This window comes from Pseudomonas sp. M5A4_2d (genome assembly GCF_053345295.1).
Genome location: NZ_JBKEZW010000020.1, coordinates 20,120 through 33,945 on the forward strand (window position 1 = coordinate 20,120; position 13,826 = coordinate 33,945).

At 59.0% G+C, this 13,826-nt stretch carries 16 protein-coding genes and 1 pseudogene; 11 read left to right on the forward strand and 6 right to left on the reverse strand.

What is annotated here, in order from left to right; translation table 11 throughout:
- Window positions 1-18 precede the first annotated feature (18 nt).
- The 4 genes and pseudogenes from ACLBW8_RS27995 to ACLBW8_RS28010 all read left to right on the forward strand — a co-directional run bounded on the left by ACLBW8_RS27995 (window position 19) and on the right by ACLBW8_RS28010 (window position 2,702).
- Window positions 19-672, forward strand: a complete 654-nt coding sequence (locus ACLBW8_RS27995; RefSeq protein WP_053255614.1) for an RraA family protein — start codon at window positions 19-21, stop codon at window positions 670-672.
- Window positions 673-710: 38 nt separating this feature from the next.
- Window positions 711-1,277: pseudogene (locus tag ACLBW8_RS28000) on the forward strand (cytosine permease); the annotation flags it as partial.
- Window positions 1,278-1,559: 282 nt separating this feature from the next.
- Window positions 1,560-2,102, forward strand: a complete 543-nt coding sequence (locus ACLBW8_RS28005; protein WP_447806858.1) for a GrpB family protein — start codon at window positions 1,560-1,562, stop codon at window positions 2,100-2,102.
- 174 nt (window positions 2,103-2,276) lie between these two features.
- A complete protein-coding gene (locus ACLBW8_RS28010) occupies window positions 2,277-2,702 on the forward strand; it encodes a hypothetical protein (protein ID WP_221294465.1) in 426 nt (141 codons plus the stop codon).
- A 495-nt stretch (window positions 2,703-3,197) separates the two neighbouring features.
- Here ACLBW8_RS28010 and ACLBW8_RS28015 read toward each other — a convergent pair whose 3' ends face one another.
- Window positions 3,198-3,410, reverse strand: a complete 213-nt coding sequence (locus tag ACLBW8_RS28015) for a hypothetical protein (protein ID WP_447806859.1) — start codon at window positions 3,408-3,410, stop codon at window positions 3,198-3,200.
- 166 nt (window positions 3,411-3,576) lie between these two features.
- Between ACLBW8_RS28015 and ACLBW8_RS28020 the strand changes: the two genes are divergently transcribed.
- The 5 genes from ACLBW8_RS28020 to ACLBW8_RS28040 all read left to right on the forward strand — a co-directional run bounded on the left by ACLBW8_RS28020 (window position 3,577) and on the right by ACLBW8_RS28040 (window position 7,520).
- Window positions 3,577-4,785, forward strand: coding sequence for a PDDEXK-like family protein (locus ACLBW8_RS28020; RefSeq protein WP_447806860.1), 1,209 nt, complete (start codon window positions 3,577-3,579; stop codon window positions 4,783-4,785).
- A 304-nt stretch (window positions 4,786-5,089) separates the two neighbouring features.
- A complete protein-coding gene (locus ACLBW8_RS28025) occupies window positions 5,090-5,383 on the forward strand; it encodes a fructose-bisphosphate aldolase (RefSeq protein WP_447806861.1) in 294 nt (97 codons plus the stop codon).
- A gap of 233 nt (window positions 5,384-5,616) precedes the next feature.
- Complete coding sequence (locus ACLBW8_RS28030; protein ID WP_447806862.1) at window positions 5,617-6,108, forward strand: GNAT family N-acetyltransferase; 492 nt, start codon at window positions 5,617-5,619, stop codon at window positions 6,106-6,108.
- Between the two features lie 18 nt (window positions 6,109-6,126).
- Complete coding sequence (locus ACLBW8_RS28035; protein ID WP_447806863.1) at window positions 6,127-6,552, forward strand: GNAT family N-acetyltransferase; 426 nt, start codon at window positions 6,127-6,129, stop codon at window positions 6,550-6,552.
- Window positions 6,553-6,626: 74 nt separating this feature from the next.
- Entirely contained in the window at window positions 6,627-7,520 is an 894-nt protein-coding gene (locus tag ACLBW8_RS28040) for a helix-turn-helix domain-containing protein (protein ID WP_447806864.1), read from the forward strand.
- Here the strand turns inward: ACLBW8_RS28040 and ACLBW8_RS28045 are convergent.
- Together ACLBW8_RS28045 and ACLBW8_RS28050 are read right to left on the reverse strand one after the other, a co-directional pair.
- On the reverse strand, window positions 7,462-8,049 hold the full coding sequence (locus ACLBW8_RS28045) for a LysE family translocator (protein ID WP_053255605.1): 588 nt from the start codon (window positions 8,047-8,049) through the stop codon (window positions 7,462-7,464). The genes ACLBW8_RS28040 and ACLBW8_RS28045 overlap by 59 nt on opposite strands.
- A 103-nt stretch (window positions 8,050-8,152) precedes the next feature.
- Window positions 8,153-8,584, reverse strand: a complete 432-nt coding sequence (locus ACLBW8_RS28050; RefSeq protein WP_447806865.1) for a winged helix-turn-helix transcriptional regulator — start codon at window positions 8,582-8,584, stop codon at window positions 8,153-8,155.
- 107 nt (window positions 8,585-8,691) lie between these two features.
- Here ACLBW8_RS28050 and ACLBW8_RS28055 point away from each other — a divergent pair, with 107 nt between their 5' ends.
- On the forward strand, window positions 8,692-9,390 hold the full coding sequence (locus ACLBW8_RS28055) for an SDR family oxidoreductase (RefSeq protein ID WP_447806866.1): 699 nt from the start codon (window positions 8,692-8,694) through the stop codon (window positions 9,388-9,390).
- Here the strand turns inward: ACLBW8_RS28055 and ACLBW8_RS28060 are convergent.
- Window positions 9,380-10,264: an NAD(P)/FAD-dependent oxidoreductase gene (locus tag ACLBW8_RS28060; RefSeq protein ID WP_447806867.1), complete on the reverse strand. Its 885-nt coding sequence runs from the start codon at window positions 10,262-10,264 to the stop codon at window positions 9,380-9,382. The two genes, ACLBW8_RS28055 and ACLBW8_RS28060, sit on opposite strands and share 11 nt — an antisense overlap.
- Window positions 10,265-10,408: 144 nt before the next feature.
- Here ACLBW8_RS28060 and ACLBW8_RS28065 point away from each other — a divergent pair, with 144 nt between their 5' ends.
- Window positions 10,409-10,846, forward strand: a complete 438-nt coding sequence (locus ACLBW8_RS28065) for an Rrf2 family transcriptional regulator (RefSeq protein WP_128592244.1) — start codon at window positions 10,409-10,411, stop codon at window positions 10,844-10,846.
- 4 nt (window positions 10,847-10,850) lie between these two features.
- Here the strand turns inward: ACLBW8_RS28065 and ACLBW8_RS28070 are convergent, their stop codons facing one another.
- Together ACLBW8_RS28070 and ACLBW8_RS28075 are read right to left on the reverse strand one after the other, a co-directional pair.
- Window positions 10,851-12,296: a mechanosensitive ion channel family protein gene (locus ACLBW8_RS28070; RefSeq protein WP_064451896.1), complete on the reverse strand. Its 1,446-nt coding sequence runs from the start codon at window positions 12,294-12,296 to the stop codon at window positions 10,851-10,853.
- Window positions 12,297-12,464: 168 nt separating this feature from the next.
- Window positions 12,465-13,331 (reverse strand): pirin family protein, encoded by an 867-nt coding sequence (locus ACLBW8_RS28075; protein ID WP_407017514.1) that lies wholly within the window; start codon window positions 13,329-13,331, stop codon window positions 12,465-12,467.
- Window positions 13,332-13,826: the final 495 nt, after the last annotated feature.

Consider the following 13,826-nt stretch of genomic DNA (forward strand, 5'->3'; position numbering starts at 1 on the left):
CACAAGGAAGGCCACATCATGCAAACCTCTATTTTTACCCGTCTCAACGCCCTGAGTTGCACCGACCTCAGCGATGCGATGGACCGCCTGAAGATTGTTTGCCAGTGCACCGACATCATGCCTCTGGACCGCTCGTTCAACCTCACAGGCAAAGCCTGGACCCTGCGCTACGGCCCTATTGGCCTGGACGGCGGCTCGGTGGGTGACTACATCGACGACCTTGAGGCAGGCCAGGTGGTAGTGATCGACAACCAGGCGCGGCTCGACACCACCGTGTGGGGCGATTTGCTGACCTCCACCGCCGCCCGCAAGCAGTTGGCCGGGACGGTGATTGACGGTATCTGCCGCGATGTCGACCGTGCGCTGGCGCTTAACTACCCAATCTTTGCCCGGGGTAACTGGATGCGCACCGGCAAGGATCGCGTGCGTGTCGAAGCGATCCAGGCGCCCGTTACGCTGGGCGGCGTGCGGGTACAACCCGACGATTGGTTACGCGGCGACGGTGATGGCCTGGTAGTAATTCCGGCCGGTTCACTGAGCGAAGTGCTGGCGGTGGCCGAAGAAATCCACCAGGCCGAAGCGCATATTCGTGCGGCTATCGAGGCGGGCGTTCCTTTACGCAAAGCCCGCGCCGATTACGGCTACCACGCCTTGCAGACCCCGCGCCGCTGACTGGCCGACGACAGAAGCCGCAGCGGGTGCGGCTTCAGTTGATGCTGGTGCTGTTCCTGCTCAGCGTAATCAGCCACAACGCCCTCAACCTGTACGGCGCAGTGCTGTCGATCATCACCCTGGTACAGACCTTCGCGTATCGCTGGATTCCGACGGCCAAAAGCCGCGCGGTGATCTCCATCCTCGTACTCGCCGCGTGCGCCATTGCAGCCGTGTTCGCCTCCAAAGACTTCATCGGCCACTTCGTCGACATGGTGCTGGTGTTGCTGGTGGTCCTGGTGCCGTGGACGGCGATCAACCTGATCGACTTTTATGCGATTCATAAGGGCAAGTACGACATTGCGTCGATCTTCCGGGTGGATGGCGGGATTTACGGCAAGTACAACCCCCAGGCGCTGCTGGCGTATGCCATCGGGATTGCGGTGCAGATTCCGTTTATGAACACGCCGCTGTATGTGGGGCCGATTTCCGAACACATTAACGGGGCGGATTTGTCTTGGGTGGTGGGGTTGGTGGTGACGTCGCCGTTGTATTTTTGGCTGGCGAGTCGGGATAGTGCCTACAAACGCAGGATGGATGGGGGGAAGTTGGTGGGCGGGGTTTGAGTGAACCGAATGTAGTGTTTTGAGAGTGATGGGTGGAACCATCCATATCGTGGCTTTGCGGCTGGGGTGTGGGTGGTTTTTTCTTTTTGGGGGCTAGGCTGTGGAATTGAATGCCCTCCGAAGACACATTTGCGTAAGCGTCCAGCCAAGACGCCCCCTCAAAATCACAATCAGTCGGGACTTTCGAAAAAGGTCTACCAACACAGTTGTCGCAGAGAAATTTCAAAATTTTTGAACCGAGGTTAATCTTCTATCCCTTCGACTATGACGCAAGGAACGCTGATGGCCCTCACCAGTAAAATCTGTCCATACGACCCTCAGTGGCCGCTACTTTTTACCGCCGAAAACCGAAGAATCGCGGGGGGCTTCGGTGCTGAGCTTATCGGAACTCATCATATTGGTAGCACCGCCGTTCCGGGGCTTTCTGCCAAACCGGAAATCGACATCCTGGTTGTGGTGTCGGAGCATTTAAATGAAGTCGCTCGTAACAAGTTCATGCGAACATTGGGCTACGTGCGGGGATCAGATCTTTCCGCAGGGCACCACTTTTATCGTCGCGACGTTGATGGGGTGAGAACTCATAAAATACACGTGTGCGTTGCTGGTCATGAACAGATTGCACGAATGTTGTGTTTCCGCGACCTGTTGAGAAAAGACAGCACTGTCCGCAAGCAATATCAGGATTTGAAGCTGCAGCTCGAAGCTAACAACCGGGGCGGCATTGCTGAATATCTCGCGCATAAGGCGCCCTACATTGATGCCTTGATGAATATGCACCTAGAGGTCCCTCAGGGTCAGACCACCATTATTTTAACCGTGGTCTGACCCCAATTTCCGCTCGGGCGTCGCGCGACAGCTCGGCGCTGGAGGCGCAATAAGATGGCTGGAAAAAGAGTGAGCTTTTTCTTAAGGTGATGGCAATTTGAGGCGCCGTTGTGCAGCATGGCCAGCCGGGCCAAAAATACCGAATAGCGTCCCGGTAAACCAAGGAAGAAAGTGATGAGAGTGATTCTTGTGCTGTTGTTGTTGATTAGCGGCAACGCCTTTGCCGGCTGCGACAGCATTGGCGATTCGGACCAACGCGCTTACTGCAAAGCCAAGGAAGGCCATGGTAGCTGCAACTCTATCTCCAACAGCGACCTGCGCTACACCTGCAACGCGGAAACCAATGGGAGCAGCTGCAATAGCATCAGCGACAGTGACCAGCGTTATTACTGCAATGCCAAGACCAATCATGGAAGCTGCAACTCCATCTCCGACCGCGACCTGCGCTATACCTGCAATGCTGAAACCAATGGAGGCAGCTGCAATAGCATCGACGACAGTGATCAGCGCTATTTGTGTAACGCGAAAACCAACAACGGTAGCTGCGGTTCAATCTCCAACAGGGACCTGCGTGCCCAATGTGATGCTTTGAAGCGCTGATTGGAAAAAATATTGGGGGTCAGGCCACCATTATTTTAACCGTGGTATGACCCCAATTTCACGGGTAGTGGAATTGGTCAGCCATTACAGATCTCGCAATCCTTAACCAACTGTAGGCTTCGCTGGGAGCCGCCTTCAGAGCATCATGACGCGTAGCAATTGTTTGGTAAATCCCTTCAAGGAGCCCGCTAACGGCGGCGGCTCAATGGATGTGCAACCTTTGGCGGTCATCAAAGCACTGGCTACTTCAATAATGCTGACATATTTCAGTCTATGCATGCGGGCCTTGCTAAGGTGAGTTGGCGGGACGTTTACTATCAACCTACCTCTGAACAGTCCGGGCATCGACATAATAATACTGGAGCATGATGATGACCGCTTTGGGTCGACTTCAGTCAGGCGCGACCTGCCACCAAGCCTATCAGCCCCGCCTGCATGTGGCGCGGCTCGGAACCTCCCCACATCGCTTGATGGTGATCTCTGGTTTAAGAGCACTCACCTGATCAGAAATTGCGACGAGATCAACCTGATCGCCTCGCGCTCGCCCGCCTCATAAAGTTGATGGAGACTCGCCTGATCGGTCAGTGCGTGCAGGTGGAAATGATTGTAGAAGGCCTGGCCTAAACGTTGTTGTTCGAATGTTCCTTGCTCCCAAAGGGTCAGAAACTCCTTGTAGGCTGCCCTTTCGATCTCATACTTTCCTTCCATCCCTACCCCCACAGGCGGTCTGCTGCAGTCTGCTTCGATGAGCCCTCGAAGGAAAAAACTCATTGCCCCCAAAATATGCATAACCATTAGCAATAGTGGCCTTTTGCTAGAAGTGGATCAATCCTATAATCGCGACCCACTGCAAAACCCATCCAGGAAAACAGATATGGACGTTGCAGCCTCACAGCTGGAAGCTCTGCCCAATACCGACGAATTCACCGCCCTCACCTGCTACACCAACAGCTTTGACCTCTTCAGAGTCATGGGTGTGAGCACCAAAGAACTAGTGCATTCGAATATCATCGCGGCGCTGCTCAGTGAGCAAGAACCGCACGGCCTGGCCGCCTCATTCCGGGACGCCTACATCGAGTCGCTGTCGGATTGCCGGTGCGTTGGGACCCCAATCCCTCAGCAAACGCTCGCAAGCACAGCAGGTGCCAGAGCGAAAGTATCTCGAGAATTAGCCCACCTTGACATCCTCCTCGACTTTCCCGCCCTGCGGATTGTGATTGCCATTGAGAATAAAATCTGGGCAAAGGACCAACCGAACCAGATTGCCAAATACCAGCAGGCTCTTTGCGATCTTTACCCTCATTACCCCTTTCGGGCCCTGGTGTACCTGACGCCGACGGGGCGCAACTCGCCCACGATCAACAAGGACTCCACTGTACCGGTCTATTACCAGTCGTACGGGCAGCTAGCGGCATTGCTACGCCAGCATCAGGCACGCGCCAACCACGCGGCAGGCCATTTCATCGCCGAACTCGTCACGCATGTGGAGAAAACAATGTCGGGAAACTCAGAACTGAAGCAGCTTTGCTGGAACATTTTCGAGCAGAATGAAGAAGCCTATGAGCAGTTGGTCAATAACTACCAGCATTGCTTGACTCGTAAGTTAGATGAGAGGTTCGCCAACCTCCAACAGTGCCTGATCGACAGCAACCTTTTCGCGGAATGGTCCGGGCTGATGGAAACACAGCTGACGCGGAACCCTGCGAAGCACCACTACGATCTTGACGTCCGTCTGGGTACCTGGCCGGCCGGTGTGTGGGTGAAAATCTATAAGCACTCTTGGTTTGGAGTGTTCCCCTACTTCCTCGATTGTGGCAAAGAAAGCCTGGCTAAACATCTTCCTGTCTTCACCAACGCGATGCGTCAGGTACCGGACTGGTCAAGGCATTACCTCGCCTCCGTTGGGTTCTTGCTTAGAGAGGATCGCCGCGTTTACGAGGCAGGCGATAAAGCCACCGAAACCAACCAAGCCCTGAGCATCGTTCGCGAGTGCATCATTGAGATAAATCAGGCGCTCACCGGCGGCATTGCCCAACCCATTACCGAGCCGGGCAAAACTTCCTGCAATGATGGGGCGAATTGAGTGGGTGGCGTTTGATACATCCTCTCAGTTGCGCCCTGGCTTTCCACACCTTATAGTTCGGCCCGTCGCTTGCATTGGCCGGCGACAGGGTTTCGCAGCCCTAAAACGATTCACACCAATACCGTCAGACATGCCCCAGCCGGCTCCCGGCTGCTGAATGTTTTATGGCGGTTGTGCGTGGGAGACCTTCGGGTCTGCCGGGTTTTGGTGTAAATCGTCCGGTCTGCGAACCCGCGCACAGCTGCCACCCAATCTGTTTCGCAGCAGAGCCGGTGGTAAATCTTTTTTCTTGAGGATTTACACCATGACTACTCAACACCCGCCCCGCCGCTTCACCCCCATGTCCCAAACCGCAACCGAATACCCTGTCCTCCTCATCGACAGCGACGCCCCGCTCAGCGAGCTTCACGCTTGCGCCAGCGAACGTCTCAACGCCGCCCTCGCCTACCTGCATCTGATGGCGTGCTCCACTGTGTCCGACTATGCCGAGCACGACATTAATACGGTCGCCAATACCGCTCGAATCATGGTGCAGGATGTGGCGGATGTGTTTACGGTGATGGAGCGGCGGGGGTTTGATGTGGCTGCTGTGAGTTGATGTGATGTGAGCTGTGTGGAAACCCGCTTTGGCGGGTTTTCTGGTTTTTGGTGAACTTAAACAGGGGTACTGATCCGGCTTTGATAGTGCCTGTACCGCCGCCTTCGCAGCCTCGCGGGGGCTCGACAGCTCCCACCGTTTGGCCTTTGTTCGACGCTGCCGCTGCGGCGATGGCGAGTGTTTGGGCGCGCCGCTATGATGTGGCCTTTCGTTTAACGCCCCAGGAAACGCCCATGCCCGCCCTCACCTTCCGCAACGCCGTCCCCGCCGATGCCGCGCGTTGCTTTGACATCGAAATCAGCGCTTACGAAGGCGATGAAGCCGCGACGCTGGAAAAGATCGCTACGCGTATCGCGCAGTACCCCAAGGGCTTTTTGATTCTGGAGGCGGATGGCGCGGTGGTGGGTTTTATCAACTGTGGCTGCGCCCATCAGGTGGTGATGTCGGATGAGGCGTTCAAGGAGTTGGTGGGGCATTCGGCCGAAGCGCCGAATGTGGTGATTATGTCGGTGGTGGTTGACCCGGCGCATCAGGGCAAGGGCTATTCCAGGCTGTTGATGACTGAGTTTGTGCAGCGCATGCGGGCGATGGGCAAGCAGACGATTCACTTGATGTGCAAGGAGCAACATGTGCCGTTGTACACGCGCATGGGCTACACCTATGTGCAGCCTTCGCCGTCGGAACATGGCGGGATGGCGTGGCATGAGATGGTGATGGCGCTCTAACCCAGGAAGCGTTCCGTGATGACTGCACCGCAGATTGAAATCAGCGACCAACCCCACCCCGACGCCGAGCACCTGCTCGGCAACGGCCTGGCTGCGTTCAATGAAGCCATCACCGGCTCCAACGATCGCCTGCCGCTGACGGTGCTGCTCAAAGACCCTGACACCCGGCAGATTCTCGGCGGCATTACCGGCAAAACTTCCCTGGGTATGGCCTTCCTCGACCTGTTCCACCTGCCCGACGCCCTGCGCGGTTCGGGCCTGGGCAGCCAATTGCTGCATGCCTTTGAAGACGAGGCGCGGCGGCGCGGTTGCCGCAACGCGGTGCTGTACACCCTGAGCTTTCAGGCGCCGGGGTTTTATGAGAAACACGGCTGGGTGCGGTTTGGCGAAATACCCTGTGAACCCGAAGGCAGCAGCCGGGTGTTTTTGTCTAAAGTGCTTTGATCAACGGCCATGGCGATGCAGCACGCGGCTGTGTAATGATCCCTGCTCGTTCCTCAAGGGATGGGGCCACCGCCATGACGCTGAACACCTCCGCTCACCCCGCGCAAGCGCCGCGCTTCTGGCGTGACGAGCGCTTGCCGTTCATTGAGGCGCGCACCATCGCCGACGGGCGCAAGGTGACGTATACCCGCCACTCCCACGAGCATTTTTCCATCGGCGCGATTACCACCGGGCGCAGTTATTACCACTACGGCGCGCACACGTTTGAGATCAGCGCCGGCACGGTGGTGTTGATGAACCCCGGCGATGTGCATGCGTGCAACCCGATCTACGATCAGCCCTGGTCGTATCACATGCTGTACCTCGACACGCCTTGGCTGACAGACCTGCAATACCAGCTGGGTTTCAGCACCGACCAGGGTTATCGGCCGTTCAACACGCCGCACACGCGCGATACCGTGTTGTACAACGGCTTGATTGAACTCTACGCAATCCTGTTGGATGAGCAGGCCGAGTTGCTGCAAAAGCAGAGCGCGCTGGTGAGTTACTTCACCGAGGTGCAGCAGCGTTTGAACCCTTCGCTGACGCCGGTGCGGGAGGTTAACCACAAGCTGGAGCGCGCCGCCGAGTACATCCGCGCGCACTGCACCGAGGCATTGAAGCTGGAAGATATTTGCCTGGCGGCCGAGCTGTCGCCGTCGTACCTGATCCGCGCGTTCAAGCAGTATTACGGGCTCACGCCCCATGCGTTTCTGGTGAACCGGCGCATTCAGTTTGCCCGCACCCAGTTGCGCAACGGCGCATTGATCGCGGACGTGGCGCTGGCCGCCGGCTTTGCCGACCAGGCGCATTTCCAGCGCACCTTCAAACAGCACTTCGCCGCCACGCCCGGGCAGTACCGCGACTTGCTCAAGCCATCAGCAAATAACCCACACTGGCCACCAGCAACGCGGCCATTGAGCGGTTGAACAGGCGCACGCCGTGCGGGTTGCTCAGGTAGCGCCGCAGGAAGGTGCCGGCATATGCCCAGCACGCCACCGACAGGTAGCAGATCACCAGGTAGAGCGCTGCGAACAGCCAGACCTGGCGCGCATCGCCATCGGCCACAAACAAGCCCATGCCCGCCACGCAGGCCAGCCACGCTTTGGGGTTGAGCCATTGCATGATCGCGCCGTAGAGCATCGACGGCGCGGTGGCGGTGCCCTCGGCGTCGAGCCGGCCATCGTCGACCGCGAGTTTCCAGGCCATGTACAGCAAGAAGGCCACCCCGCCCCACTGGATCAACTGGGTGAGGAGCGGCCAGCGCACCAGCACTTCATGCAGGCCCAGGCCGATCAGCACCAACAGCAGGGTGAAGCCGACGGCGGCGCCGACTACGTGTTTCTGGCTGGCAACAAAGCCGAAGCGCGCGCCGGCGCTGAGCGCGACCACATTGACCGGGCCCGGTGTGATGGAGGTGGCCAGGGCGAAGGCCGCCATGGAAATGATCAGGCTCATTGCAGTTCCTTTTTATGATGCCGCATGAAGATGGCATCACGGTAAAGGGCTGAGCACGTGGGGTATTGAAGAAAATGCCCCTGGGTCCGTGGGCGCGTTCAGTTCAGGCGGGTAGCTGGGTGAAGATGTCTTCGAGGCCCAGCACGCGGCCGTCTTCGGACAGGATCTCGACTTTGCGCAGCGGCTTGAGCGCCTGCGCATCCAGCAAGCGAGTGCTGCCAGCCGCCGGCTCGGTGAAGGCTTCACCCCATTGGGCCAGGGTGACGAGTACCGGCATCAGCGCGCGGCCTTTGTCGGTGAGTTGATATTCACTGCGCGCGCCGATTTCGTTGGTTTGCAGCAGGCCTTGCTCGACCATGTCCTTGAGGCGGGTGGCGAGGATGTTTTTCGCCACACCGAGGTTCTTCTGGAAATCCCCGAAGCGCGTCACCCCAGCGTATGCGTCGCGAATGATCAACAGGGTCCACCAGTCGCCCACCACATCGAGCGCACGAGCAACCGGGCAGCAGTCGCCTTCCAGGCATTTGCGTTTCATCGTCGGGCCTCCCGGCAGTCAGAAATATTAGGTTGCATTATAGGACCAACAGGCTCAGGATAAAAACGGTTTCATCATTAAACCTAATTCGTCGCCTGGAGTTCGTCATGGATATTCGTGGAAAAGTCGTACTGGTTACCGGCGCCAACCGTGGCCTGGGCAAAGCATTCGTCACCGCGCTGCTGGCAGCGGGCGCCGCCAAGGTTTACGCCGGGGCGCGGGACCCGGCCAGTGTCGATATTCCCGGCAGCACGCCGGTTGCGCTGGACATTACCGACCCGGCCAGCGTGCAGCGCGCCGCCGAGCAATGCAGCGATGTGGATGTGCTGATCAACAACGCGGGCTGGCTCAAGTACGGCTCATTGCTGGCCGAAGACAGTGTCGAGAACCTGCAGCAGCACTTTGACGTGAACACCTTCGGCACCCTGCGCGTGAGCCGCGCCTTCGCGCCGATCCTTGCCAGGCACGGCGGCGGCGCGCTGATCAATATCCTCTCGGTATTGAGCTGGCTGAGCCCGCCCGGCGCCGGCGGCTACAGCACTTCGAAGTCCGCCCAGTGGGGCCTGACCAACGGCCTGCGCGGCGAGCTGCGCGAACAGAACACCCTAGTCATCGGCGTGCACCCGGCCTACATCGATACCGACATGGTGGCCGATGTGCAGGCACCGAAGAGCACGCCTCAGGAAGTGGTTGCCATCACCCTCAAAGCCCTGAGCGAAGACCGCGAGGAAGCACTGATTACCGACATGACCCATGCGGTAAAAGCCTCACTGTCCACCGACAGCCCGGTTTACCTCACTCAGTGATCAACGAAAAGTGCGCGCCCACCCCGGCGCGCACGCCCTCGCCCACGGCCAGCGCCACCGAGCCGGCGGCAAGCGAGGTGTCGCCACAGGCAAACACACCAGCCACAGAGGTTTGGCGCATGTCGTTGGTGTGCAGATAAGGACCGGTGGGGCCATCGGCCAACTCACAACCCAATTGCTCGATTAACGGGCTGATGCGTGTGCGAGATTGGGTGAATACGCCGTCCAGCGCTATGACCCGGCCGTCGGCCAATTCCAAATCAGCGCGGTCGCCGCTGATGCGCGTGACCTTCGTCCTTTCCAGCGACACCCCACGTCGATCCAACTGCGCCTGCTGTTCGGCATCCGGCGTAAATACGCCATTGGTGAACAAGGTGGTGGTGCCCCAATCCGGCAGCATTAATGCGTGGTGCATCGCCAGCGGTGAAGTGGCCAATACGCCGATGCGACCTTGATCCAATTCGTAGCCGTGGCAATAAGGACAGTGAAAAACACGCGTGCCCCAGCGTTCCTTGAGGCCTTCGATGGCGGGTAATTCGTCGACCACGCCGGTGGCGAGGATCAGGCGCTTGGCTTTGAACTCGCCATTGCCATGGGTGCGAACGCTGAAACCACTCGGCTCGCAAGCAGCCTGGACCACGCTGTCTTGCACCCAGGTCACCGTCGGGTATTCCATCAACTGGCGGCGCCCTTCGGCGGCGATGACGTCCGGCGCCTGGCCGTCCTGGCCGAGAAAGCCATGAGAAGTAGCCGCAAAGCGATTACGCCGCTGCCCGGCATCAATCACCAATACCTTGCGTCGCGCCCGCGCCAATTGCAGGCCCGCGGACAGGCCGGCATAGCTGCCGCCCACAATAATGACGTCATGCATCATGAAAGTGATCTCGTGTTGTGCGCTCGCGGTGGTCCGCGCGCTTTCACGACACACCATATGTTACGTAAAAATACCGCGTCAAGGGTCTCGCAACTTTTTAGGTTACAAACGATACTTTGCGCCGAATCGAATTGAGGTTTTTTGATGAGAAACGACACCCGCCTCTCGCGCATGCTGCATGTGCTGATCCATATGGGCCGCCATGAAGAGCGCGCCACGTCGGAGACCATCGCACAGATGCTCGGCACTAACCCGGTGGTGGTGCGGCGCACCTTGGGCCTGCTCAAGGAGCAGGGTTACGTGCGCTCGGAAAAGGGCCATCAAGGCGGCTGGAGCCTGGGCAAACCCCTGGATGAAATTACCTTGCTGGATATTCACAACGCCTTGGGCACGCCGTCGATATTCGCCATCGGCCTGTCCACCGATCACCCGGCGTGCCTGGTGGAGCAGGCGGTGAACGCGGCATTGACGGACGCGTTCGATCAGGCGCAGGCGCTATTGATGGCGCGCCTGGGGGATGTGACGCTGGCGCAGTTGGCGGATGATTTCGATGAGCGCTACCGCATCGCAATGGCGCCCTGACCCGCTAGAGCCCGCGATTACGCAGCCACTGCAAAAAGCCTTTCTTGACCGGCACCACCGGCGCCTCCTGGGTCAAGGCCTGCGCCGTGTGCACACGGAAATCCAGCAGCGCCTTCATTGCTTCGCTGATGTCATGCCGCGCATCCAGACAAGGTTTGAGGTATTCCCTCTCGATGCGATACAGCGTGCAGAAGGTCTTGGCCGAGAAATCCGCCAGCGTCGCCTGATCCGACAAAATCCCCGCCTCGCCAATCACCTCGCCCGGCCCCATGCGCCCGGCCTCGAACTTGTGGCCAGCCTTGACCAACATCACCGAGACCACGCCGGATTCGATAATAAACAAATGGTCGCTGACCTCCCCCGCCGGCAAGATCATCTCGCCGGCGCGGTAGGTGTGCTGGGTCATGTTCTGGCTGAAGGTGTCCTTCTCTTCCTGGCGCAGGGTGGAGAAAATCGACGAACGCTCCAGCAATGCCCGCGCGGCAGACATCGCCGGTGGTGCGCTGCTTTCGGTGGCGGACAGCAGGCCTACGCCCGCCGCTTGCAGGTGCCGGAACGCCAGGTCGTAAAGCTGGTTGCGCACTTCGCGCTTGAGGGTCATGGCCGGCACAAACCCGCTGATTTCATACTCGACGCCGCCACTGGCCGACGTCTTGAACGCCACGCTCGGCGCGGGCTTGGCCAGCAGCGGCCGGCAACCTTGCATCGCGCGCTCCAGCGCCTCGATCACGGTTTGCGGGCGCGCATGGGGGCTGACTTGCAGGCTGACCGCCAGGCCGAACATGTCCGCCGGGCGTGAGAAGTTGATGATCTTGGCTTTGGCCGCCAGCGAGTTGGGGATCACCGCCATGCTGCCCTGGGAGGTTTGCAGGCGTGTGGCGCGCCAGTCGATATCCGTGACGCGGCCTTCGGTGCCGTCGATGGAAATCCAGTCATCCAGTTGGTAGGGTTTGGTGGTATTGAGGACGATCCCGGAAAACACATCGCTCAAAGTGCTTTGCAGCGCCAGGCCGACGATGATCGCCACGGCGCCGGAGGTGGCGAGCACGCCTTTGACCGGCAGGTCGAGCACGTAGGCCATGGCGGCGATGATCGCGATCAGGAAAATCACCGCGCCCAACAGGTCCTGCAGCAATCGCCCGCCATGCCCGACCCGATTCATCATTACCGTGCCGAGCAACACCGTAAGGGTGCGCGCGGCGAACAGCCACCAGCCGATCTGCAGCGCAGTGGCCGCCAGGTGCAAGGCGGTGTTGTCGGCATACGGCGCGAGTTGCATGGGGTTCATGCCGTCGTTGAACAGCACGGCGCTGTAAACGGCAAAAATCGCCAAGCGCGCCGCGAGTTTCCAGTTGGCGAGGTTGGCGGAAATAAGACGCCACACGGCGATGTCGATAAAGATCAGCGCCACGGCGCACAACATCGGGTGATCAGCGATAAATGAGGGCATCCAGGCGACTCCAGGGCGAATGCCCAGAAGATCGCATGAAACAGGAACGCTGGAAAACAAAATGTGGGAGCTGGCTTGCCTGCGATGCAGGCACCTCGGTGTATCCGTTGCACCGAGGTGATGCTATCGCAGGCAAGCCAGCTCCCACAGGGGTATTGCGCCAGGCAATCAGCCCGCCATCTGCCCGAAACGCCCCGACTGGAAGTCGGCAAACGCCTGGTGGATTTCCTGCTCGGTGTTCATCACGAACGGGCCGTGACCGACGATAGGCTCGTCAATCGGCTCGCCACTGAGCAGCAACACTTTGGCGTCATCGTTGGCCTCCAGCGTCAGCTGAGCACCATCGCGCTCGAACAACGCCAATTGACCTTGGCGCGCCACCTCTTCGCCATTGACCAGCACCGTGCCGCGCAGAATAACCAGCGCAGTATTACGCCCGGCGTGCAGGTCCAGCGTCACCGTTTTACCGGCATTAAGGCGCAGGTCCCACACGTCAATCGGCGTGAAGGTACGCGCAGGCCCTTGAGTACCGGCGAACTCACCGGCGATCAAGCGCAGTTGCCCGGCGTCGTTGGCCAGCGGCAGCACCGGGATATCACCGTCGACGATGGTCTGGTAACCGGCGTCGGCCATTTTGTCCTTGGCCGGCAGGTTGACCCACAGTTGCACCATCTCCAGCGCCCCGCCGCTGCGGGCAAAGGCTTCGGAATGGAACTCTTCATGGATGATGCCTTTCGCGGCCGTCATCCATTGCACATCGCCGGGGCCGATCTTGCCACCGGCGCCGGTGGAATCACGGTGCTCGACTTCGCCGTCATACACGATGGTCACGGTTTCAAAACCGCGATGCGGGTGTTGGCCGACGCCGCGACGTTGATCGGTGGGCGTGAAATCGGCGGGGCCAGCGTGGTCCAGCAACAGGAATGGGCTGATGTGCTTGCCCATCGAGTCGTAGGAAAACAGCGTGCGCACCGGGAAGCCATCGCCGACCCAATGGGCGCGGGGGCTGGTGTAGATGCCGATGAGTTTTTTCATGGTGTACCTCCAAAGTACGACCACCATAAGGCTGCTGGCGTTTGAGCACTAGCCGGCAAACGCGGCCTTATTCGTTCTATGTATAGGACAGTGCTTTGTCCGGGGGGCTGGCGCCGAAGCCTTGCAGTATGCGGGCGGCAATGCCTTGGCTGACAGCGTTGACCAGCCGCGCTGTGCCGTCTGGTGTTTGGGCGGAAGAGGACAAAAGCCGTTGAAACTTCCCACGTAATAGCCGGAAAAGCTCTACAGATCTCTCCTTAAAACCTCTGCAAAGTCCTTCGCCTGATCACACAGTGCGAGGGATTGCAGATGGTTTTTTTCGTTAAAGCCCAGGTTTTTTGGGCTGTCGCTTGAACCCGGCCATTGGCAGGCTGGCCCTGGCCCCAATGGATGCAAAGACGGTCGATGTTGAAACCGTCTTGCGCGACTTTAGAGAGTGCCTGAACACCTTTGATGACTGGGCTTCGAGCTTCTGGAGCTTTTCGGCGCTGGATG